This window comes from Microcoleus sp. PH2017_28_MFU_U_A (genome assembly GCF_020738035.1).
Lineage (GTDB): Bacteria > Cyanobacteriota > Cyanobacteriia > Cyanobacteriales > Microcoleaceae > Microcoleus.
In genome coordinates this window covers 24,741-46,362 of sequence record NZ_JAEQCX010000023.1, presented here as the reverse complement: position 1 = coordinate 46,362, position 21,622 = coordinate 24,741, and the positions used below count along the sequence as shown (strand labels likewise).

At 44.4% G+C, this 21,622-nt stretch carries 18 protein-coding genes; 7 read left to right on the top strand and 11 right to left on the bottom strand.

Annotated elements, in window-relative coordinates; genetic code table 11:
• Nucleotides 1-289: 289 nt before the first annotated feature.
• The 4 genes from JGK14_RS01555 (at nt 290) to coaBC (ending at nt 5,208) form a co-directional block, all read left to right on the top strand.
• A complete protein-coding gene (locus tag JGK14_RS01555) occupies nt 290-2,374 on the top strand; it encodes a CHASE domain-containing protein (protein WP_293191632.1) in 2,085 nt (694 codons plus the stop codon).
• Between the two features lie 354 nt (nt 2,375-2,728).
• Nucleotides 2,729-3,355: an alpha/beta hydrolase gene (locus JGK14_RS01550; RefSeq protein WP_293176306.1), complete on the top strand. Its 627-nt coding sequence runs from the start codon at nt 2,729-2,731 to the stop codon at nt 3,353-3,355.
• A gap of 45 nt (nt 3,356-3,400) precedes the next feature.
• Nucleotides 3,401-3,613, top strand: a complete 213-nt coding sequence (gene isiD, locus JGK14_RS01545) for a protein IsiD (RefSeq protein WP_106150386.1) — start codon at nt 3,401-3,403, stop codon at nt 3,611-3,613.
• Nucleotides 3,614-4,005: 392 nt separating this feature from the next.
• Nucleotides 4,006-5,208 (top strand): bifunctional phosphopantothenoylcysteine decarboxylase/phosphopantothenate--cysteine ligase CoaBC, encoded by a 1,203-nt coding sequence (coaBC, locus tag JGK14_RS01540; protein WP_325314701.1) that lies wholly within the window; start codon nt 4,006-4,008, stop codon nt 5,206-5,208.
• 126 nt (nt 5,209-5,334) lie between these two features.
• Here coaBC and JGK14_RS01535 read toward each other — a convergent pair whose 3' ends face one another.
• Nucleotides 5,335-5,721: a helix-turn-helix domain-containing transcriptional regulator gene (locus JGK14_RS01535; RefSeq protein ID WP_293196319.1), complete on the bottom strand. Its 387-nt coding sequence runs from the start codon at nt 5,719-5,721 to the stop codon at nt 5,335-5,337.
• Nucleotides 5,693-6,037, bottom strand: coding sequence for a type II toxin-antitoxin system RelE/ParE family toxin (locus tag JGK14_RS01530; RefSeq protein ID WP_293176310.1), 345 nt, complete (start codon nt 6,035-6,037; stop codon nt 5,693-5,695). The genes JGK14_RS01535 and JGK14_RS01530 overlap by 29 nt, the downstream gene beginning before the upstream one ends.
• Before the next feature lie 146 nt (nt 6,038-6,183).
• On the opposite strand from JGK14_RS01530, the gene JGK14_RS01525 reads away from it, so the two are divergent.
• A complete protein-coding gene (locus JGK14_RS01525; protein WP_293210501.1) occupies nt 6,184-6,654 on the top strand; it encodes a hypothetical protein in 471 nt (156 codons plus the stop codon).
• A 559-nt stretch (nt 6,655-7,213) separates the two neighbouring features.
• Here the strand turns inward: JGK14_RS01525 and JGK14_RS01520 are convergent.
• The 5 genes from JGK14_RS01520 to JGK14_RS01500 form a co-directional block, all read right to left on the bottom strand.
• Entirely contained in the window at nt 7,214-8,902 is a 1,689-nt protein-coding gene (locus JGK14_RS01520) for a DUF262 domain-containing protein (protein ID WP_325314700.1), read from the bottom strand.
• Nucleotides 8,903-9,061: 159 nt separating this feature from the next.
• Nucleotides 9,062-10,132 carry an aromatic ring-hydroxylating dioxygenase subunit alpha gene (locus JGK14_RS01515; protein ID WP_293223909.1) on the bottom strand — a complete coding sequence of 357 codons (1,071 nt, stop codon included), beginning with the start codon at nt 10,130-10,132 and terminating at the stop codon, nt 9,062-9,064.
• Nucleotides 10,132-10,818 (bottom strand): class I SAM-dependent methyltransferase, encoded by a 687-nt coding sequence (locus JGK14_RS01510; protein ID WP_293176318.1) that lies wholly within the window; start codon nt 10,816-10,818, stop codon nt 10,132-10,134. Before JGK14_RS01510 ends, JGK14_RS01515 begins: the two co-directional genes overlap by 1 nt.
• A gap of 93 nt (nt 10,819-10,911) precedes the next feature.
• On the bottom strand, nt 10,912-12,072 hold the full coding sequence (locus JGK14_RS01505; RefSeq protein WP_293176320.1) for a low temperature requirement protein A: 1,161 nt from the start codon (nt 12,070-12,072) through the stop codon (nt 10,912-10,914).
• 225 nt (nt 12,073-12,297) lie between these two features.
• Complete coding sequence (locus JGK14_RS01500; RefSeq protein ID WP_293176322.1) at nt 12,298-14,250, bottom strand: FAD-dependent oxidoreductase; 1,953 nt, start codon at nt 14,248-14,250, stop codon at nt 12,298-12,300.
• 374 nt (nt 14,251-14,624) lie between these two features.
• Here JGK14_RS01500 and JGK14_RS01495 point away from each other — a divergent pair, with 374 nt between their 5' ends.
• Nucleotides 14,625-16,307, top strand: a complete 1,683-nt coding sequence (locus JGK14_RS01495) for a N,N-dimethylformamidase beta subunit family domain-containing protein (protein WP_293312286.1) — start codon at nt 14,625-14,627, stop codon at nt 16,305-16,307.
• A 393-nt stretch (nt 16,308-16,700) separates the two neighbouring features.
• On the opposite strand, the gene JGK14_RS01490 is transcribed toward JGK14_RS01495, so the two are convergent.
• Nucleotides 16,701-17,270 (bottom strand): MarR family winged helix-turn-helix transcriptional regulator, encoded by a 570-nt coding sequence (locus JGK14_RS01490; RefSeq protein WP_293191620.1) that lies wholly within the window; start codon nt 17,268-17,270, stop codon nt 16,701-16,703.
• A gap of 823 nt (nt 17,271-18,093) precedes the next feature.
• Here JGK14_RS01490 and JGK14_RS01485 point away from each other — a divergent pair.
• Complete coding sequence (locus tag JGK14_RS01485) at nt 18,094-18,225, top strand: hypothetical protein (RefSeq protein ID WP_325314699.1); 132 nt, start codon at nt 18,094-18,096, stop codon at nt 18,223-18,225.
• 203 nt (nt 18,226-18,428) lie between these two features.
• On the opposite strand, the gene JGK14_RS01480 is transcribed toward JGK14_RS01485, so the two are convergent.
• From JGK14_RS01480 to JGK14_RS01470, 3 genes are all read right to left on the bottom strand, one after another.
• The gene (locus JGK14_RS01480) at nt 18,429-18,686 is read right to left on the bottom strand and encodes a hypothetical protein (protein ID WP_325314698.1); all 258 of its coding nucleotides are present in this window, start codon (nt 18,684-18,686) and stop codon (nt 18,429-18,431) included.
• A gap of 31 nt (nt 18,687-18,717) precedes the next feature.
• On the bottom strand, nt 18,718-19,047 hold the full coding sequence (locus JGK14_RS01475) for a hypothetical protein (protein ID WP_293185799.1): 330 nt from the start codon (nt 19,045-19,047) through the stop codon (nt 18,718-18,720).
• Between the two features lie 102 nt (nt 19,048-19,149).
• The gene (locus JGK14_RS01470) at nt 19,150-21,612 is read right to left on the bottom strand and encodes a CHASE2 domain-containing protein (RefSeq protein ID WP_325314697.1); all 2,463 of its coding nucleotides are present in this window, start codon (nt 21,610-21,612) and stop codon (nt 19,150-19,152) included.
• Nucleotides 21,613-21,622 lie beyond the last annotated feature (10 nt).

The following is a 21,622-nucleotide window of genomic DNA, read 5'->3' as shown; positions in this document are numbered from 1 at the left end:
GCAAATTGCTATTTAGGCAAGGTGTGTAGCGCCCACTCAAATTTAACAATCAAGTGCGAATTGCTACTTGTGTAAGGTGCATTCGGCGCACTATACTGAGGTAAAGTAATTGTTATATTGTCGTTACCAAACTAATATTTTCGTAGAAACCGAACTTTATGAAGATAAATTCATATTTGTGCGATCTTAAGTTTTGACACAATCTTGTTTCTGCGCTGTCGATCGTGTTATCAAGGAAATTCAGAACTATTTAAACGAATCGCACTCCGGTGCCAAAAACTCTGGAAATATGAATGTTGCGAGCAATTGGTTTAATTCACTGACGAAAAATTTACAGTCGTATCGCCGCTACATTCCAGCAGCGTTGACTCTTTGCACGGGTGCCGGCTTGTCATTGATAGCGGCTGCCGTTGTCTGGAATTGGGAAAATCAGCGGATGGCAGCAGAATTTCATCAGCAAGCCGATCGCCTGAATGCGACTTTACAGCAAAGCATCAACAAAAACTTAGATTTTCTGTACTCAATTCAAGCATTCTACAGCGCATCTGCTGAAGTTAGCAGACAAGATTTGAGGGAATTCGTTCAACCGGCACTGTCCCGAAATGCTGCCGTCTTTTCTGTAAACTGGGTTTTGCGCGTCCCGGCTGCGGACAAAGCAGCTTACGAACAGACAATTCGAGCCGAAGGTTTTCGGGCATTTCAAATCTACGAGCGAGATGCTGACAAAAAGCCTGTACCAGTAAAAGCGCGATCGGAATATTTTCCTGTCACGTACAGAGAAGCCCTGGAAGCAGATACAAAATCACTGGGTTTCGATCTGGCTTCCAATCCCGAACGCAAAGCAGCTTTAGAGAAGTCGGTGAATACCGGGAAAATAGCTGCTTCGGGGAAGATTAAATTAATTAAGAACGATAGACCTGGAGTGCAACTATTTCTGCCAGTACCTGGCCGCGCAAGTTCTCCAGATAACTCGGCAAACAGCCGCGAAAACCTCAGGGGAGTGATTTCAGGTGTGTTTCAGATTACCAATATGGTCAATTTTTATTTAGAATCACTGAATTTAGACCACATAAATTTTTATCTCTATGACAACTCCGCCACAGAAAAAGAACGGTTTTTGATGCGCTACGACTCGCAAACCAAGCAGTTTATAGATAATCCACAACTAGAACATCCAGAGTTAACTAATCTCCGGCAACCTATCTGTGAAAATAAGAGTGCTTGCACTCGCACATTCAACGTAGCAGACCGCCAGTGGATGCTGCTAGTTTTGCCGGGAAAGGGGTACGATAGTCTGAGCGCCCATGAGGGTTCGCTGGCAATTGGCGCGATCGGGCTTTTGATGAGTGGCAGCTTGACGGCTTACCTGTTGATGTCTCTAGGACGTACAGCCAAAGTAGAACACCAAGTGCGCGATCGTACAATTCAACTAAAAGAGCGCACCGCTGAACTAGAAACGGCACTGACAAATTTACAGTCAGCGCAATTAAAACTAATCCAAACTGAAAAAATGTCCAGCTTGGGGCAGTTGGTGGCTGGAGTCGCTCACGAAATTAACAATCCTGTCTGCTTTATTTCTGGCAACCTGAGCCATACAGGCGAATATACTCAAAACTTGCTGGAACTTGTGAAAATATACCAGCAGCAATATCCCAACCCAACGCCAGAAGTACAAGGAAAACTACAAGAGATCGATTTGGAATTCATTAGTGAAGACTTGCCTAAACTCCTAAAATCGATGAATGTAGGAGCCGAACGCATCCGCCAGATTGTGCTTTCTCTGCGAAATTTTTCGCGTTTGGATGAAGCTGAAATGAAGTCGGTCGATCTTCACGAAGGCCTTGACAGTACCTTGATGATTTTGGACGGTAGGCTAAAAGCTAACGGTGATTTTCCCGGCATTAAAATTATCAAAGAATACGGCAAATTGCCCTTGGTGGAGTGCTGGGCAGGACAATTAAATCAGGTATTCATGAATATTTTAAGCAATGCGATTGATGTTTTGTATGACGGCGAAAAAAATAAACATTTAATCGCAAAATCTTCCTCAGAGTCGCCTTTTTTACCTACCATTGTGATTCGCACTGAACTTTTAAGTTATAATTGTGCGTGCGTGCGGATCGCGGACAATGGAGCGGGCATGACGGAGAAGGTAAAACAACGTTTGTTTGAGCCATTTTTTACTACCAAACCTGTAGGCAAAGGTACCGGATTGGGATTGTCGATTAGCTATCAAATAGTGGAAAAACATCAAGGTTCGCTCAGGTGCGTATCGGCTCCGGGAGAGGGAACTGAATTCTGGATTGAGGTACCCGTGCGGCAACAGCCCGAGCAATCAGTTGCTAATATTTCATCAGCGGTACGCGTCAGTTGACAGTTGACAGTTGACAGTTGACAGTTGACAGTTATATGGCGGTGCCAAGAGTGCGGGCCCTCTTAGGAATGAGAATTAAATAACTTACAATTTTTATTGTTATTGTGGGATGGGCGGGAGAACCCGTTCTTTCTAGACGGGCGGGACGCCCATCCCACAAATATGTATAAATTATTTAATTTGCGATCCTTAATTGACAGTTGACAGTTTAAACAATACCGATGCAACCGGAAACGATATTAGCAAGCACATCCTAATTTACATTTAAATATTACCGAAAACAAATATCTGGGATTTTACGCGCCGCGACAATTTATCATTGTAGTAAGGTCTGATTACCAATTACTAATTACGATGTCTTTACAATTTATTAGCATTCCGCCAACCACCGATCGCAAACCAGTCGCTTTAATTGTCGCTTTGCACGGATGGGGTGCTAATGCTCGGGATTTGACTGCGTTAGCACCGGCTTTCAATTTGCCGGATTATCAGTTTGTGTTTCCCGATGCTCCGTTTCCCCATCCCCAGGTAATGGGTGGCAAAATGTGGTATGACTTGGCAAACAAAGATGCTGAGGGATTGGTAGAAAGCAGGGAATTGCTGAAGGAATTATTGCTGTCTTTGGAAAGCAGCACGGGCGTGCCTTTGTCTCGGACGATTTTAGGAGGCTTTTCTCAAGGCGGGGCGATGACTCTGGATGTGGGTTTGACTTTGCCCGTAGCTGGTTTAATTTGTCTGAGCGGTTATTTGCACTCGTCGATTTCGCCCGTTGCTGGGAGTGCTTTGCCGCCTGTTTCGATCGTGCACGGTACTCAAGATAATATTGTGCCCGTTAGTGCTGCGGTGCGATCGCGCGAGAGTTTGACTGCTTGGGGAGCACCCGTGCAGTATCGAGAATTTAACATGGGACACGAGATTCTGCCGGAAGTTGTAGATGTAATGCGAAGTTTTGTTGTAGAAACTGTGTCTAAATCTGATTAAAGGCTTAGGATATAGTATGGCGGAAGTCTCGGGCAGGGTCAAAAAATGAAAACTTTAACCAAAGCATCGCGCGATATTGCTGTACTTACTTCTCAGGACGTGGCAGAATTGGCTGTCCGTTTGGAGGTTGACGATTATACAGATCCTTTTGAGGGATTGAATGATTGGCATTTGTTGCGATCGCTTGCCTTTCAGCGGCCGGAGATGGTTGAACCCTATCTCCACCTTCTGGATATGGAAGCCTACGACGAAGCATAGGCTTAAAAATCTAGCTCAAAATTTCGACGGGATTGAGGAAGAAGTTAGCAGCATATTTTGTTGCGGATTGAACAGATGAGTTATGGATTTTTGTCTGTTTTCATCTCAACTTCTTTCTTGATTCTTTTTTATTGAAATATGAAACAAGGTTGGTAGTGAGGACTTTAGTCCTTCATGGATGCGGACTAAAGTCCTCACTACCAACCAATCTTATATCCAAATAATATTATAAGTAAGTCGTTTTTTATCTAAAGGGAGCATCTCATTTTTGAAAAAAGCATTTTTCATTATAGTGCGAGCGTCCCCGCTCGCGAGCAGTATAATACTCGCGAGCGGGGACGCTCGCACTATATGCAAAACTGAGATGCTCCCTATCTAAAATATAAAATCCTATGGTGAAAGGTAGACGAATTTTAATCGGCGTTAGTGGCGGGATTGCCGCTTACAAAGTTTGTGAAGTAGTTTCAACTTTAGCAAAAGCAGGAGCTGAAGTTAAAGCAATTCTTACGGATGCGGCCGGGGAGTTTGTCGCGCCTTTGACTTTTGCTACTCTTTCCCGCCATCCTGCTTTTACAGACAAGGATTTTTGGCAAGCAAATCACGGCCGCCCGCTGCACATTCAACTCGGAGAATGGGCGGAAGTTTTTGCGATCGCTCCCCTGACTGCTAATACTTTGGCTAAGCTGGCGGGGGGTTTTGCTGATAATTTGTTGACTAATACTGTCTTAGCTTCTACTTGCCCAATTTTGCTGGCGCCGGCGATGAATACTGATATGTGGGAACAGCCTGCGGTGCAGCGGAATTGGCGGGAAGTGTTGACTTATCGGCGCTATCATGCGGCGAATCCGGGGGCGGGAATGCTGGCGTGCGATCGCGCGGGTGTTGGCCGGATGGCTGAACCTAATGAGATTTTGCCTCATATTGAGTCGCTGTTGTATACCAAGGGCGATCGAGATTTAGCGGGCAAGCGGGTGTTAATCAGTGCGGGAGGAACCCGAGAACACCTCGATCCGGTGCGGTTTATCGGCAATCCTTCCACGGGCAAAATGGGCATAGCTTTGGCGCAAGCTGCACTGCATCGCGGCGCGGCTGTGACGCTGGTACACAGCATAACTGGCGAATTGCCTCTGTCTGGTGTGCGGGCGATCGCAGTTACCAGCGCCCAAGAAATGCGACAGGCGATGCTAGAATGCTTTCACGATGCCGATTTGACGGTGATGGCGGCGGCGGTGGCGGATGTCAAACCAGTCGATCGCAGTAATCAGAAATTGCCAAAGCGATCGCTCCCCAATTCTTTACCGTTAGCGCCTGTAGCCGATATTGTGGCAGAGTTGGGGAACTTGAAGCAGCCGCACCAAAAGCTCATCGGCTTTGCAGCACAAACTGGGGATATTGTCAAGCCAGCGTTGGAGAAATTGCGGGCTAAGAAGCTGGATGTAATTGCCGCAAACCCGATCGATAAAATAGGTGCAGGTTTCGGCAGCAATACCAATCAAGCAATATTAATTAATACCGCCGGGAAGCAAGTAGAAATTGCACCTTGCAGCAAGCTAGAAATGGCTCACCGACTGTTAGATTTTGCGATAGAGCGGTGATATGATTCTCGGTGAATTAACGACCATATTTGTAGGGGCGGGTTCACAAAAAATCTTTGATTCACATTCACAATATCTATAAACCCGCCCTGACCGATGCACAGAATGCGATCGACTTCCAACTCGTTATAGATTAGCAGGTTCCGGGCATAATTCTGATTCCACAAAAGTTGTTGATTCCGACTCGGCCGGCAACTCAATATTTGCGATCTTAATTTCTAGTTTAAATCCTAAAGCTTCAAGCAATTCTACCAAACTGTAAATTTCCGAACCGCCGCTTTCAGTCAGCATCTTGTCGAGTTTTTCGTGATGTTCTTTTGCCGACTCCGAAAGAGCATTCATCCTGATTCTAGCCTCAATCACCTTTCTGATAGCATTTCTCAAAAGTGCGGGTTCAGGGTCTTTTTCTTCCAAAATAGCCCAGATATAGGCAGCAGCTTCTTCCGGCTCTTTGAGAGATTCAATTAGGTACTCGCGGTAGCTATCACTTGTCGGTGCTTTCACGTCTTTCATAATCTTCCCAGTATACTATAGCTTGTCGAATGTCTTGTTCTTGAGTGCTTTTATCTCCGGCTACTAGGATGACGACAATTGTCAACCCAACTTGTCCGAAGTAGACGCGGTAGCCCGGCCCATAATTAATTCTGAGTTCAAAAACTCCTTCTTTTACTGACTTGACATCTCCGAGATTACCTTGCTCAACTCGGTCAAGCCTAGATTTGATTCTAACTCTAACATTCCGATCGCGGAGGGCATCAAGCCACTCGGTAAATGGTGCCCTACCCTCTGCTGTAGTGTAACGTCGAATTTCCCTGGGTTGTACTTCCACAATTTTATCTTAATTCTTGGCTAATTTCTATAATAAGCGCGATCGCCCTCAAATTTAAAAAGCAAATCATACTTAAGACAGAGGCATTCGATCGCCTTTCAGGTAAACCTTGTGCAGGAAACTTTGATTAAAACAGGGAATTGTGAATGAACTTTAAATCGATCGCAAAAACCAATCTACTACTCAGCAGCCTAATCGTGAGTCTCGGATTCCAAACACTTCCAGCCGCAGCCGCAGTCACCGACGCGCAAGTTTCCGCCCTCGTAGAAGCGCTGCGACAAGCCGCCCCGCCGCAAACCGCAAATGACGGAATGTACAGTCAGTGGCAAGTTTTACCGAATAATATTTCCCGCTGGGCAAAATTCTGTACCAAACAAGATTTAACACCGCAACAATTTGAAGCCGACGCCACAAAAGCCAAAACAATTGTTACCTGTATCGTCGGCGATTTGCTGCGCGACGAATACAAAGCTAGCAGCAACAATGAATTAACCGCTATCCGCCGCGCCGCTTGCTGGTGGATGACAGGAGAATCCGCAGCTTGCAAAAGTGGCGCCACTGCTACTTATGCGGACAAAGTTGTCAGCGTTTACCAGCAGCAGCGGCCGAAAAAGTAAGGTTTGTGCTGCGGGATTTAGATTTTTTTGACCGCAGATAGGGGCAGATAAACGCAGATGAATTGCGATTTTTTAGCAGAGGTGTAACCAATCCTATCGAGCCATCGGATGTAGGTTTTGGGCTGTGTAGCCTTCGGGCAAGTTAGAAATATGGGTTGCCTTCTGCTAAGAAGCAAGCTATAATCAGTAATGTACGACCGAACTGTTCGATAGAGCAGTGTAGGCCGCGCCAATTTTTTTCATGTTTCGTTCGCAAGAACAAGAAGAGAACCCAACAACAGGGTTCTATTTTAATTTATGGATGAGTAACTTTTCCTTTGATTTTAGCTTTCAATCTTGAAGCAATGGGTGCATCTCAATGCAAGCGAATATATGCGTAGGGGCGAAGCATGACCGCAGAAAATAGGAGATGATAACTAATAACTTATATGCGGTCATGCTTCGCCCTCTTCCTTGCGCCAGATGCACCCGAAGCAATTTCTGGTTTGATTGTTAATTTTAGCTCTGGCTTTTGTGCTGATGGATAGATAATAGCAATTTGATATCCAATTCAATTATCCTATAAGCGCCAAAGATTCTTGAGAACATTAATCTGCTCTTTCTGTCGTCGAGCGATTACTTCTGGCGTCCATTCCTGTTCCCGCAGCACTTGGGTAGTAAGTGCAAAGGGTGAAACACCTGTTTTAGTGGTGAAATACTTCTGTTTTTTTACATCAAAATCATAATTTTGTGCCAGAGTGTTTTTCGCACAAGATAGTAAAACTAAGTTGCCAAGACGATGTACATATTGAGCGTGCTCTTGCTGATTAGCAAACCACTTCATCCACTCACTATTAGCACCTGGATTTTGGGGAAGTACGTGCTCGACAGTAATATTGGAGAAGTTGTAAGATGCTTCACCTTCTGACAGAGCAGCATCTAAGCGCACCAAAACATAACGACGAATTTTTTGCATTAGGTAAAGGTCACTATCGAGGACTCTAAGGATATTGTTTGACTCTTCAGGAGTAAACTGGAGCGGTGAATAGGAATTGAATAAATCTTCCTCTTGCTCAATAGCAGTAAGCAATCTGCTGTAACGTTCTATGCGCTCATTGATATTGGCGCGGACAATCATTAAACCTGCGGCAAGGCGGTCTAAATCTCTAAAGAAACGCAGCAAATTATCGGGGTTATTACGGTTACGGTTGCGAGATAGGTAGAGAATGGCAGGTGGTACCCAGTCAAAATTATCAATTTTGTTTAACCATTTAAATAGTTGATTAATTTCCTGTGCACGCGCCTCGCTTTCATAGGTTAAGTTGTAAATGTCCGAAAAAGCCTTAGCATAAGGAGCTAAAATTTCATCAATGAATTGCTGAGGCCCAGCCGCAGGATTGATGTTTTCTTGAAACTCTTTAAGGATACTCTTGCTAAGTTTTTTCTTTTCCTTAATCATGCGAATATGAGAAAACAAATCTTTGAATAACTCGCGTCCCAGATTCTCCTCGGTATCTTCCCACTTTTTAGTATATTTTTCTTGTTGACTTTCGGGTATTTTTCCGATAATGTCAGCTTTCAAGATATCAGTTACAGAAAGATCTAATCCCCTATTGTTCAACACAGAGAATATCCGATATGCAGAGTCAAAGTCAGGCGTAGAAACCACTACTAAGAAGCACTGAGTAATGATGAACTGGGCAAGGCGTATACAGCAATGTTCGCCTATTGCATGGAAACGTTGCAAGAATAAATGTGCATTTTCTTTAATCAGCTTCTGACTATCCATCAGCTCAACACTGTTCAACTCTTTGAGCTTGTTAATACCACCTTCATTTTGAATATATTCCTTGAAAAAGTCTGCATCTCGCTCGCGCAAAGTCAAACGGTAACGATTAGGAGTACCCGCAATCAAGCTGCCTCTTTGGTATAGAAAAGTGGTCAAGTCATTGGCGTGTTCTGTTGGCAATGATGCCCTGAGAGCAGCTAGTAGTATGGTGAGAGTCGTTAGACGTTGCTGACCATCTACAATTTCAGCGGCTGGCTGCTCCGATTTAATCAAAACTATGCTGCCTAGAAAGTAGGGGTTGAGTTCATCAATCGTCTCGTTACCATCTCCCAAGAATGTTAGCAGGTCTTCCAGCAGTTCCCCAGCTTCCTCCTTTGTCCAAGCATAGGGACGCTGGTAGAGGGGAATGGTGAACATAAAGTCATCGCTAAAGATTTTTTTAATCGGATGTTGTTCACCCTTGATGCTGACACGGTTCATGCTTGGTTCCTGTGTTAGGTATGGTTGGTAATTGCTTCCCGAAAGTCAATTTTCCCTGTTGCTAGAATACCATGCTCAAGCTTGGAAAGGCGAACTCTCAACTTAGCCTGTGCAGGCTGGTTCCATTCGTCGCGCCGCAGATGTCAATCTGCGGCTGAATCACTCTTTTTCCGCCTGACTTCTCATCAACTTTTGCACGCTACCCAACGCCCGATTTAATTCGTAACTCTTTCTTTCCGAATTCTGCAAAAAAGCCTGCTGTTCTTCCTCAATCATTAACACATCCTGCCGCACCAAACCATCTAATAACTTTTGAGCGGCACCGAAACAGCTATCTTTGATAAACTTGCGAAACCACACAGGCAATTTGTGCAGCCGCCAAAACGCATTTAATGAGGTAAAATGAACTAAATAAGCGCGAGTTGCTGTCTCGCTTACCGGGCAAACCAAGCAGTAAATCTTAAAGTCGCTTCCCAATGTTGAAACCCAGTGCGGGTAAACATAACTCACGTCAAGCGGTTCCGGGTGCAGTCGGCGCAGAGACTTAAAAAATAACTGGGAAATTGACCAAATTTTATCTATTTTGTAATAACTTTGTGCTTGATAGCGAGCTGTTACTTGATGCTCGTCTTCTGCTAAACTATCTAATACCGGATTTGCCCAAGCTTGCCAATCATCGTGCAAGTGTCCGTGGTACATATCCATCAAATTTTCAATTAAAAATGAATAGTGTGCCTGACAGTCGATGACTGAGACTGTGGCAATATAATTGAGATGTTCCCACTCGGGCAAATCCAATAAATCTATTTTTTCGGCTTGGGTTTTGTCGCCGGGAAACAGCCAGATAAAACCGTTTTGCTCCTTGACTGGATAGGAGCGAATTTTGCAGTTAGGTAGCTTTTGGTTTTCTGCTAAATAATCGACTTCGGCGCATTCTCCGCTTGCATTTAATCGCCATCCGTGGTACGCGCATTCGATTAAATCGCCTTTAACTTTGCCGTGGCTGAGTTTAACTTGTCGGTGCGGGCACCTGTCTTCTAAGGCGTTGATTTTGCCTGTACTGTCGCGGAAAAGTGCGATCGCCCGATGCCACAATATCACAGCTAGGGGCTGACTCTGTACCTCTGTGCTGCGGGCGACTGCATACCATTGCTCCAAATTAATGCCCAACTCGCGGATGTGAGTTTTTTCTCCCCTTGCAGATATCGATTCGATCGCATTATTTTGCATTACAAATTTTCCCAAATTACGCCCATAGAACAACCCAATCTTACAAAATAACAGCCGGGAAAGCAACGGCCGTAAATTCTTTTAAATCTCCCTTCTGACAAATACCTGTCGCTCGCTAAATGCTTCAACCAGCTTGGCGACAATCTAAATTTCAACAATCTTGAAGCATCGCGAAATCCGTATTTAGAACAATCGGGAATAAAATCTCTAATTGCACCTATAATGTAGCCGAGGGTGGCTGGTGTTTCGACTTCTGAGACATTATCTAAAAAGACAATTTTACCCTGCCGATTTAACAAGTTCTTAATGCCTGAGAGGGCGACGGGTAGGTTGGGTAGGTGGTGAAAAGTGGTGGCACTAACTATTAAATCAAATTGGCGATCGAGCGCTAATTGACTGGCATCCATTTGGATGTATTCGATATTGGGGGCTGAGCGTTTTTGACTAGCAATAGCCAGCATTTTTGCTGATAAATCTACCGCCACTACACGCTCGTAATACTTAGCTAATTCCCAAGCCAGAATGCCAGAACCGCAGCCAATATCTAATGCTGTACCTTTGTTGGAAGACAGATTTTTAGTAAAAAAATCGTTCTGGCTTTCCAAGGTGGCAGCGAAATCGTATTCTGTTGCAAAATCATCAAACGTTACAGATTTATTGGGAATTTTCCAGTTACTCTTCAGCATCTATTCTTGCTTTATACTCATTCAACATTTTACCCGCAGATGCACCCAAAGCCACGCGGATGTTTTTTTGTTCCCAAGCTCTGACTTTTCTCCTCAGCGAAACCACACCCACAAACCGTAACTCATCTGAATTGCTAGTAATATTACCAACAAACTCAGGAGAGCGATCGCTCCTAATCCTCCGAAAAGACCTACAATTAGTGTCACAACCGCCGCAGCTAACTTTAAGGCAGGACTCCATATCGGGTGAGCGGGTTCGTCCTCATCTCGGCGCAAAGTGGTTTCTAGTAGAGCAATCACAGCTAAAGAAATCGCTAAAGAACCACAAATTAAGCACCGCACGTTCAAAGGCAGCACTGTTGCTTTCGAGGCAATTACATTGTTGATTCCTGCCGCCGTTGCCGTCACCGACATTACCAGCGGCATATGCAAATATCCCCAAGCAAATACCCAACCAGTTGCAGGTTTTGGAGGCCTGCGAGCGACAAAATCAAAGTATATCCACCATATACCGAAAATCAGCGTCATTCCCAGAATTCCAGTGATGGCATGGGCGAATTCAAAGTGTTCTTTGGCGGCTAATCCTTGAACTACGCTGACTACGGCTTCCCCCAAAACGATAATCATAAATAGTCCGTATCTTTCGGGAAGTCTGGAACTGCTAAATTGGGGGAGTTTTGATTGGTGTCTGAGGGTAAATATCGGGGTATTGATATCTACAAATAAGCCAATTACCCACAAGATAAAACGTGTTGGGGGAGGTGCGAAAACGGATAAGATAAAAAAGGCGATCGAAATACTAGAACCAATGACAAACCGTTTCGCAGTTGGGCGGAAACTCGGTTCGTGGTAACCAGCACGCCACCAGAGAACAGTTACGATCGATCGCGCAAATACGTAAGATAAGGCAAAACCCACAGAGGTTTCTCCTAAACCGTGGTGGGAAAATACCGCCAATCCCGCTACAGCCAAAATTAGGAGAAACGTAAACAATCGATTTTCAATTCCTTCTGTCTCAAACCGCTCATTATAGTAAGTTGCACCGATCCAAACCCACCACGCGGGCAAGAATAGCAAGATGTATTTACCCGCGCCTACCCAAGAAACATCGATCGCCAAATTGTGCGATAATTCGGCAATAATAACTACGAATACCAGGTCAAAAAAGAGTTCCAGCCAGCTAACTTTTCGGTGCAATTGCTGTTCTTCGTCGGTGCGGATTTGCGGTTTTTGCCACCAGATTCTTTTAGCCATAAACCAATGTTTTGTGTGCTAATTTAACTCGAAATAAAATAAAAAGGTTCGTAGTGAGGACTTTAGTCCTTCTTCTCCTGAGGACTAAAGTCCTCACTACGAACCAGTTTTTTTTAAGGTTCGTAGTTAGGACTTTAGTCCTTCTTCTCCTGAGGACTAAAGTCCTCACTACGAACCAGTTTTTATTCGTGCGGACACGATTGAAAATCCGCCCCGCTGCAAACCTTAGATTTTCAGCACGCCTTCGGGATTCACCGTCAAGAGCGATCGCCTCTGCAAACCCTCCTGGTATAAAATAGCATTAGCTGCCAACAAACCGCTGCTCACCGCCCTTTCCATTAAACCGCAAGGAAAAGGCATTTTTACCCAATCTCCGGCAAACAACAGATTGGGAACAGCGCAGCAAGTCTCCGGCCTTTCCGCATAACTACCGGGCGGATAGCCCGAGAAATTCTTTTGATTTACCAACTCCCGGTGCAGCAGAGTTGCTGCTTTTAATTCCGGTACAATTTCATACAATTCTTGCTCAAAAGTAGCCAGCAAAACTTCCTGGTTGGGGAATTCCTTCTCCTTGTAACAATAAGCGTGCAGTTCCACTACGCTACCGCCAGTTTTCTGATGCCACTCGATGAACTGATCCTGGATTTTGTGGTAAAGTGTGATGCTGTCAGTCAGTTTGTAGCCGGAAAGCGAACTAAAATTGCTGTGTTCCCAGGCAAAATCGCGATCGAACCAAAAACGCCCAACCGCAAACGGATCGGCTATTTTCAATTCCTCAATTCGGCTCTGCACCTGCGGATTCACCTCACCGCTGGCCAAACTAAACAAATGCTGCATCCCCGGAACATCCGCCGCAAATACATAATAATCAGCCTTCAATGTTTCCCCTGCATTCTGCGGTTGCGACTTATTAGGAGCGGTGGCTAACTGTATCTCATCGGATTTTTTATCAACTACTTTAAATCGAGGCAAATCCCGTTGAGCAGGCCCGCTCACAACTCGCCCATCAGCATCAAAAACTGCCCCATGACAAGGACAGTGAAATTGACCGTCATTTTGTTTCTGAACCGTGCAGCCTTGGTGAGTACAGCTCAGAGAAATTGCCTCTTTTCCTCCGGGTGCGGCGGCAAACACGCTGTCGCCAGCGCCGAAATATTCCGTAGAGTTGCTGTCAGTTAACAGCGCGTTTCGCTTTACCCAAAAAGGTACTTTACTCTGCACGTCTCCAGACTGATAAGTCAAAGAATCAATCTGACCGTTTTCCCAGTGAATTCCGCTAACTGCGACATCTGTCAATACTTTGCCACCTTTACTTTCAATGGATCTGGCAATCGGCTGCACCAAACTCGTGCCCATATCTTGCCGCGTGCCGTTGAATGCCAAACCTTCGGGATTTCCGAAAAAGTAAAAGTGGAAGAATTGCATTAATTCTCCCACGCTCAATTCGTCGGGAGCGTTGAGACTGGACTTGGCAAAAGGCAGAAAATACAAGTCGTAAAGTCCGCGCGGGAATTCACCTTTTACCCAGTCAGCAACTGATATATTGTCAAGGCGAGCGAAACTTTTTTGAGTTTGAAAACCGCCGATTTCCCGAAAGACTTGCCAGTGAGCGGGTTTTGTCAGATTGATTCCCCACTTGAGCCTATTCGGAGAAGATATCCCCAAATCAACGATATTCCAGGGGAAAGCTGAATGGTTGGGACGGAAAACTTCTGGTTGGTATTTGCCGTCTCGAAATACAACGGCGTAGGATTCTAAAGATACAAAGTTATCGGTAATTTCTAGTTCTTTGACCACACTTTTGAGGTTGTAGTATTGCGGAAAAAAACCGTGAAAACCGTGTTCCATCATAAAGGTTTCGTTGCCGACTTGTATCGGCCAACTAGCAATTTTACCGCCGAGTTGGGGCGATTTGTCCAACAGCGTCACGGCGAAACCCCGCTGACTCAGTTCGTAAGCACAGGCGAGCCCTGCTAATCCTGCGCCGACAACTGCAACGGTTTTGGGTTTATTCAGCATTCGCGGCAAGTCAAGAGTATCTTGCACAAAAACGGCGGGTTCGGGCTTGGACAATCGAGAGTAGCCCAGCAGCCCGCCTGCGGCACCGACTCCGAGGAATTTGAGGGCGGTTCGTCGAGAAACTGGTGGAGATAGCGGTGGATTGGTTGATTCACTCATAAAGCTGGTTCACACAAATAAATCATCCGATTTTAGATTTCAGATTTTAGATTTTAGAGGCGATTCGCGGATGCTTCCGGGGACTTGTACCTAAAAACATCTCAAATCGGCTTTTCTATCTAAAACTGTTCGGTGATGGGACATACGCCATAAGGCATACATCATAAGACCTAATACATTATATGTGAAGAAAAATTCAGACAAATCACTCAGTCGGAGTAGGACGATCGCGCGTTGGCGAAGCCCTCGAAGAGGATCGCAAATTAATCTATCTCAGGTATGATGTTTCCAGGGCTATTGTAAAGTATTGTTACGCCCGATACACCCAAACCCAACCGTACAATCTATCACCTAAAATTCATAGACTTAAACCAGTGACAGTTAAACTATTGTCGAAATTGCGCCGCCGAGAGTTTCTGAAAGCTTTCTCACTTGGCTTAGCCGCCCCTTTTTTGTCTAACAGCGCAGCACATTCTCAAGACTATTCAAATATCGCAAAAAGTGCTATCGGCACCAATCTCACAGCCCGAGAAAACCAAAAACCCGGAACCCCAGACTGGGAGTTAGAAAATCCTGCTACGAAGCGAGAAATCGAAGGTTACGCCTCTCTGACCAGCGTCAATCTCGGCGGCGAAATTAAGTTATTTGTCAACACTAAAGAACCGAATTATAGCATAGAAATATTCCGCACCGGATGGTATAATGGACTCGGTGGCCGCCGGATGAATGACCCAATTGTGCGGAAGGGAATCAGACAGCCTCCGCCGAGAGAAGATGAAGCATCGGGACTGATAGAATGCGATTGGAAAGACCCGTATATTTTGCAAATTAGCGATCGCCCTTCCGACTGGACGAGCGGCATTTATTTAGCTAAACTCACTGCCAGTATCAGCGGGAAACAAAGTTATATTATCTTTATAGTGCGGGATGACGATCGCAAATCCGACATTTTATTTCAATCCAGCGTTACCACTTTCCAAGCGTACAACAATTGGGGTCACAAATCCCTTTACCGCTGGAACAGCATGGCAAAACAAGCTTACAAGGTTTCGTTTAATCGGCCCTACGCCATGAGTCCCAACCGCAAAGCAGCTTACGGCGTAGGTGCGGGGGAATTTCTGACAAATTTTCAGCCAAAAAGGAGAACTTCGAGCGCTGGTTGGGAATACAATATGGTCAGGTGGCTGGAAAAAGAAGGCTACGATGTTACCTATGCCACCAACATTGACACGCATTTTAACTCCCGGTTGCTGTTGTCTCACAAAGCATTTTTGTCCGTCGGTCACGACGAATACTGGTCGCGAGATATGCGAGAAAATATAGAAGCTGCTAGAGATGAAGGCGTCAGCATCGGATTTTTTGGTTCCAATATTTGCTATTGGCAGATCCGCCTAGAACCCAGCCGAATTACTAGGGAAGTAAACCGAACTGTGGTTGCTTATAAAGAAATGGCAGATTTAGACCCTATGGGTGGATTGCAAAAAGAATTAGGCGCCGTTAATTCGATAGTAAAAATAGCTAATACTGGGGAATTAAGCTATGGAACAGAGCAACTAGAAAGCACTCAAATAGCAACAAGTTACAATAAATCGCCAGCACTTAATTCTTTAGTAACAACTCGCTGGCGAGACCACTCTATCGGAAGTCCAGAAGATGCTTTGATAGGTGTTATGTACGAGACATTTCAAGTTAATTCTGATATTGTGATTGATAAAAATGCCCCGGATTGGCTGCTGGAAAAAACTCAGTTAAAACAGGGCGACAAGTTACCGGGACTGTTGGGTTATGAAGTCGATCGAATGTTTGGCAATGCTCCGAAAAATATAGTTCGGGTCGGGCATTCTCCATACCCTCACGGCGGCGGGACTCGCTATGCTGATATGACGGTTTATACAGCAGATTCGGGGGCGAAAGTATTCGCGACTGGTTCGATGCAGTGGGCGTGGGGATTAGACGATTACAATGCGCCGCAGTTGCGATCGCCTGTTTTAAATGCCGGAGCTCAGCAGATAACGCGAAACGTTTTAGCAAAGCTGTTAAATTCAGCCAAAAAGTAAATTATGTAATAACTATCCTCTATCTCCATAAGCGGCAAGGTAAAGGGAAGCAGAGCCTCCGAATCTGCATTACTAGGCTCTTCCTGGTAACGAGCAACGAGCAAACATTGCTTAAGTTATTAAATTGTTATTCCTAATCAAGGTACGTAGTTGGGCTTAAGCCCTCTTTAGGCCTATGGATAAAGAGGGCCCAAGCCCAACTACGTACCTAATTTTTGTGATGACTATAAAACCATCCTGCTTCTTAACGGGGATGCGAGGGGGATATCCAAGTATAAGGAGTGTTAAATGAACCGTATTGGGCTATAGGTCAAAAAAAGCTGTAGGGTGCGGACTACGTACCCTACAACCTATATGTCACAGATTAAACAGTAAATAGATGTATATGAGGTTTTACCGATCGTTAGATTTGCCGTCAAACACCTCTCTGAGTAACGTCAATCCTGCTAAAACGCTCTCCATCTGCTCCTCAGACAAATCCTCGAACATTGGCGAAATATTGCTACAGGTGAGCGCTTGAATTTCTTCGAGCCTCGCACGACCAGTTTCTGTCAGTTTCAGCACCACCGCTCGCCGTTCCTGAGGATGTTCTTTGCGGTCTACAAATTTTTCCTGAACCAAGCGCTCGCAAATTGCAGAAGCAGTCGGTCGAGTTACCCCCAAATAATCTGCTAACTTGGATAAAGAAGAACCTGGATAGCGGTAAAGAAACATAAGACTGCGAAACTGAGATATCGATAAAAAGGGTTCTCCTTGATTTCGCATTTGGGCTCGAATCGACCCCACAATCAGCGGAATGATTTCCACTACTGCCGCAGCGCAGCTATCGGGGGTTATTCCTGTAGAGGATTGTTCCAAATTCATCTTTCTTCCCCCTGAAAAATCTCCACCATTGCTGTACTCAGCAAGGTGGCGTGAGCAAAAGGGATGCTCGGTTGGTGCAGCATACAAATCAAATTTCATGTTTGAGTAAAAAAACCTTGGCGTCAACAGAGGCTTTCTGTGAAGCTCCTGCACTTGCTCGGAGGGTGCTTCAGTGACTTATTTAGGTTTTTAGTTTACTTTTCCCAGGGGGGTGTAAGTAAGTATAGGCGACTCGGGCATTTAATTATGGACGGATCGCTAATTTGCTTTATAGACAGTACAGGTATTCGCTCTGCACCGCAATTGCAGTAATACTAACTGTTAGCTATTCTAACAGTTTAGAATTAATTTGTTTGGCTAAATTTGTCAATTTATATGAAAATCGTGTGTAAATTTGGAAATTCAATCTGTTTATCAATCCCTGACTTGAATTTACTGCAATTAACTGCCACACGCGGCTATTTTCATTGAGGGAGCTGGAAATGTTGTTTTTAATTTGGCATTGATTCTGTTTGGGTTGTCGATAGCTAACATTGGCGATCGACCGCATAGTGTAAAATTATTTATCTAATTAAGTATTATTACATATAAATTAGGAAAAGTGAGTTATATATATCACAGTTAGTTGCTCGATCGGAAAAAGTGCCATAAATTTTGGAGTTTTTAACTGCCGATGGCTCGCGGGCGACACGCCCGTGCCACAATTAACAAAGATGAGTATAAAAAAAACTGAGAAATTTGGTTTGATTGGTAGCCTTAACACTATTTTCGTAATCCGTACAAGTACCTATCAGATCGAAAATTGTTGGTGCGATCGCAAATCAAGTCAACAGCAAAGGAATGAGAATTAAATAACTTATTGATGGTTCTTGTGGGATGGGCGTCCCGCCCGTCCCACTTTCAAGAGTGTAAATTATTTACTTTGCGATCCAAAACTGAAATATACCGCCGCCAACTTGTCGCCACCCAAAATATCGACTTAGCCGAACTCTACCACGAGGCTTGCCATACTTTGCTCCCAGTGATAGCGCTAGTTAAATTTGATGAAACTTAATTTACAACCTAAAGACATAGGACATAAAAAGCAATTATTGAAAAATTTACGGTGAGAGTTCGATCTCAATCCCGAATTTCCGCTGCTTCAGGTTCAACTGTATTGATTGTTAGATTTATTTTTGGGTTGGAGTCTTTAAAAATATGCCACAGGATTTGATCGAGGGTGTTGAAATCAAGGCGGGATTTGCGATCGCAGGGGAATCAATTGCCGCTATTTCTCAAAATAAGCTGCCGTTGTAATTGCTCAACTAGAGCGTCGGTACAAATGTTGGGCTTGAATCCTTTGGAAGGTGGAGTGCTGGAATTTTGAAGAGTTTTTTTGGGAGATGGCTCTGGCTCGGGTTTTGGTTCGTAGGTGTCTAATATTGCGCTGAGTTTTTGGATTTTCTTCCATAGCTCTACTATCAAGGCTTCTTTTGCCTCGCTCGATAGTTGTTTTAAGTCGGGGAGTTTTTCCATTCCTTTATCTAATGTCTATCTTGTCTTCTTGTTAAAGGGGTTGAGCAATTACCTTATTGGTTCTTTTGCATGATTTAGAAGGGTCGAGTCCACCAGGTTTGGTATTAGAATCGGGAGGTGTGTTAGGTGTTTTTGATACTTTCGATCCGGCCCCGGGTTTCGTGTTTTTGTCTGGTGGTGTGATTGGTGTTTTTATATCCGGCTTTCTCTGGGGTTTGGCGTTTTGTGCGATCGCAATTCGATGATTTTTGACCAAATTATTTTCTACTACAGTAGCTGGATGTGCCGGATTTGCCAGCGCTGACGCAGAATCGATCGCCAAAATTAAACCCAAAACTAACTGCAATTGCATTTTACACATAAAAGCTCTCTTCTCTCCCAGTCCCTCTGAGTTCGGAATTTGCTTGTATAAACGCGGTTTCAACCGCCGAGATTTCTCCGAAATTTCAGCCGCCGAGGCTAATTAAGATCGATCGTACACAAACAAGATACCACCCGTCGCAACTAAAGCCACAACCGCCGGAACCAAAGGCATCCAGCCACCGAAAGTCAAAATTACCAAAGAACCTTGGTACAGCACACAGATCATAGCACCGCTAGCGATCGCCAACACCAAGAGCGATCGACCCCGCCAAACCAACAGCCCGCCCGTCACAGCCACCAACCACACAAAAACAGCATCTCCCCACTGTATCCCTTGCGATTGTGGTAAAAGCCACATTAGCGGCCTTTTATCAATTACAGCGCTGAGGATTTGACTCACCATGTGAGCGTGAATCCAAACTCCCGACATTTTACCGTAAGGAGTATCAGAATCCTCCCTCGAAACCTCCGAAGTGTGACCAATTAGGACAATTTTACCCTTGACTAAATCAGAGTTTATTTTCCCTTCCAATACTTCTTGAAGCGTCACTTTAAAAGCTGGCTTGGGGTTGGCGCGGTAGTTGAGCAAGACTTGACTTACTAGCGCCTTTAAATCTTGATAACCTCCTGTACGAGTAGCCAATCTTTTGAATGTAACATCAGCGATTCGCCACTCTTGATTGTTACTTATCTGTGATTTTATTCCTTGATTTTCCAAAAAACGCAAAGCTAACAGAAAGCTGAAGCTAGTGGGAATTTTACACTTGTTAGTAAAACTAGAAAGATTTGGTTTATAGGAAAGAGATTGACGGCGAATACTGCTACCTTTTTCATGGCGCAATTCATCCGGAGTCAAATCGCTAAAACCAAGTTGATTGGTTAATTTAGCCTTAGACAATTCTGGCGGCGGATCGTAATTTATATCATTGGAACCATAACTGCATACAGTAATAATATTAGGATTGCTATCAAATAGGGAAATTAAATTTTTTCTTCCTGGCTCCCTTGCCACATTTCGGTGCATATTCAAACCAATTGCTATAGGTTTAAACTGCTGCAATTTGTCCATCGCCTTTGCTAAAGTAGCATCCGTTTGGGGATAGCCGTACTTCTCGGCATCCTTGTTTGTCACTTCCACAACCAGCAACCGATTGTCGATTAATTCCGGTTCGCGCTGGCTCATTAGTCGATCGAGCATTGACAGTTCCAGCGCCTCCATAACCCCCAGAGAGCGCGTTCCCATCACAGCCAGGGTACAGCCCGCACTCGCCAAAATCACCGACTTCAAACGCGAAAAAACATTAACCGGCGGTCTTTTCCCAGACGTGGGAAGCAAAGTCAAATCCTGGGCCACAGCAGGCGAATCCGGCGCCAGCAAAAAATCGTTCCAAACCGCAGGCTTCGCTGCCGGATGCTGCCAAATTACAGGCAACCAACTAGCACAAGGAAAATCCTTTTCCCAAGTCTCCAACCGCCGCCGTGCTTCCCCCGCTGCTGCATACAAAGACTTGCCATCCACAAACTCTTTAAGAAAACACTTTAAAAATTCTTGAGCCACAAAATCCGGCACAAACTCCCGCATTAAAATCATTTGCGGAATCATCTGAAAATCATCTAAATTTCTAGCCAAACCCAACCCATCGCAACAGTTAAAAATTGCAAGTTGCAAACCATTTTTTACCGCTTTCCTCAAGCCGCACCACAACTCATTAATTGTCAAAAAATCAGTTTGATTGATATATATTTTGCCAATATCGTCCTCAGTTTCCCCGTGGCCTGCAAAAAATATAATATCCCAAGATTGCTCCCAAAGTTCGTCGTTAATTTCGTCCTGTTTCGGTTCCACTAGAAACCTCACCTCAGCATTGGGAGACAAATTCTCCAAAATTTTCCTATCTTGCGTGATATCAATCCCAGCGCTGTTTCCCAGAATTGCTAAAATCCTTACCTTAGACTTGCGGATAGGTTGTCCAGGATTTTCCAGTGTTACATAGTTTAATTTACTCAGCGAAGGTTCGGCTTTCGGAAATCTTTCAAACAAATCCCACTGATTCCAAGGCAGTTTGTGCAAGTGTTTGTCATTTGTGCAAATCAGCACCCTTGCCTCTTCATCTGGATTTAAATTGTCCCCAATTATTCTATCTACCCTAGCAAATTCAGGAGACTTGAGCCAATCATTCAGCATCAACACAAGTTTTTTCCCAGACTCTTTGCAATCATTCACAGGACTTCTTGCATTAATCTTTTTCGGTTTTATCCGACGAAAAGACAATCCTTTAGCCACCGTCGATTTCACAGCAGTATTTTTTTTGGCATCTTTGTGCAAAAAAGGGTAAATTAAATGCACTAAATTTTCCTGGTGATGCCGGGAATTTGTTCCCATAGCTCGATATTTTTCCCGCCAATGTTCTTCTTCAAAAGCTGCTATTTGCGGGTTGGCTGGCAATGTTTTACTTTCCGTAAAGTCCGTAGAGGGAAATTGATTATTTTTCCCAATTTTTATGGTGCAGCGAAAACCTTCTTCGCAATCTCCGTCTAATTTCAAAACAATTAACTTATCCACAATTCACACC

Coding starts and splice junctions, on each gene's coding strand:
- JGK14_RS01555 (WP_293191632.1), top strand. CDS start 290: ATGAATGTTGCGAGCAATTGGTTTAATTCACTGACGAAAAATTTACAG.
- JGK14_RS01550 (WP_293176306.1), top strand. CDS start 2,729: ATGTCTTTACAATTTATTAGCATTCCGCCAACCACCGATCGCAAACCA.
- isiD (WP_106150386.1), top strand. CDS start 3,401: ATGAAAACTTTAACCAAAGCATCGCGCGATATTGCTGTACTTACTTCT.
- coaBC (WP_325314701.1), top strand. CDS start 4,006: ATGGTGAAAGGTAGACGAATTTTAATCGGCGTTAGTGGCGGGATTGCC.
- JGK14_RS01535 (WP_293196319.1), bottom strand. CDS start 5,721: ATGAAAGACGTGAAAGCACCGACAAGTGATAGCTACCGCGAGTACCTA.
- JGK14_RS01525 (WP_293210501.1), top strand. CDS start 6,184: ATGAACTTTAAATCGATCGCAAAAACCAATCTACTACTCAGCAGCCTA.
- JGK14_RS01520 (WP_325314700.1), bottom strand. CDS start 8,902: ATGAACCGTGTCAGCATCAAGGGTGAACAACATCCGATTAAAAAAATC.
- JGK14_RS01515 (WP_293223909.1), bottom strand. CDS start 10,132: ATGCAAAATAATGCGATCGAATCGATATCTGCAAGGGGAGAAAAAACT.
- JGK14_RS01510 (WP_293176318.1), bottom strand. CDS start 10,818: ATGCTGAAGAGTAACTGGAAAATTCCCAATAAATCTGTAACGTTTGAT.
- JGK14_RS01505 (WP_293176320.1), bottom strand. CDS start 12,072: ATGGCTAAAAGAATCTGGTGGCAAAAACCGCAAATCCGCACCGACGAA.
- JGK14_RS01500 (WP_293176322.1), bottom strand. CDS start 14,250: ATGAGTGAATCAACCAATCCACCGCTATCTCCACCAGTTTCTCGACGA.
- JGK14_RS01490 (WP_293191620.1), bottom strand. CDS start 17,270: ATGAAATTTGATTTGTATGCTGCACCAACCGAGCATCCCTTTTGCTCA.
- JGK14_RS01480 (WP_325314698.1), bottom strand. CDS start 18,686: ATGGAAAAACTCCCCGACTTAAAACAACTATCGAGCGAGGCAAAAGAA.
- JGK14_RS01475 (WP_293185799.1), bottom strand. CDS start 19,047: ATGTGTAAAATGCAATTGCAGTTAGTTTTGGGTTTAATTTTGGCGATC.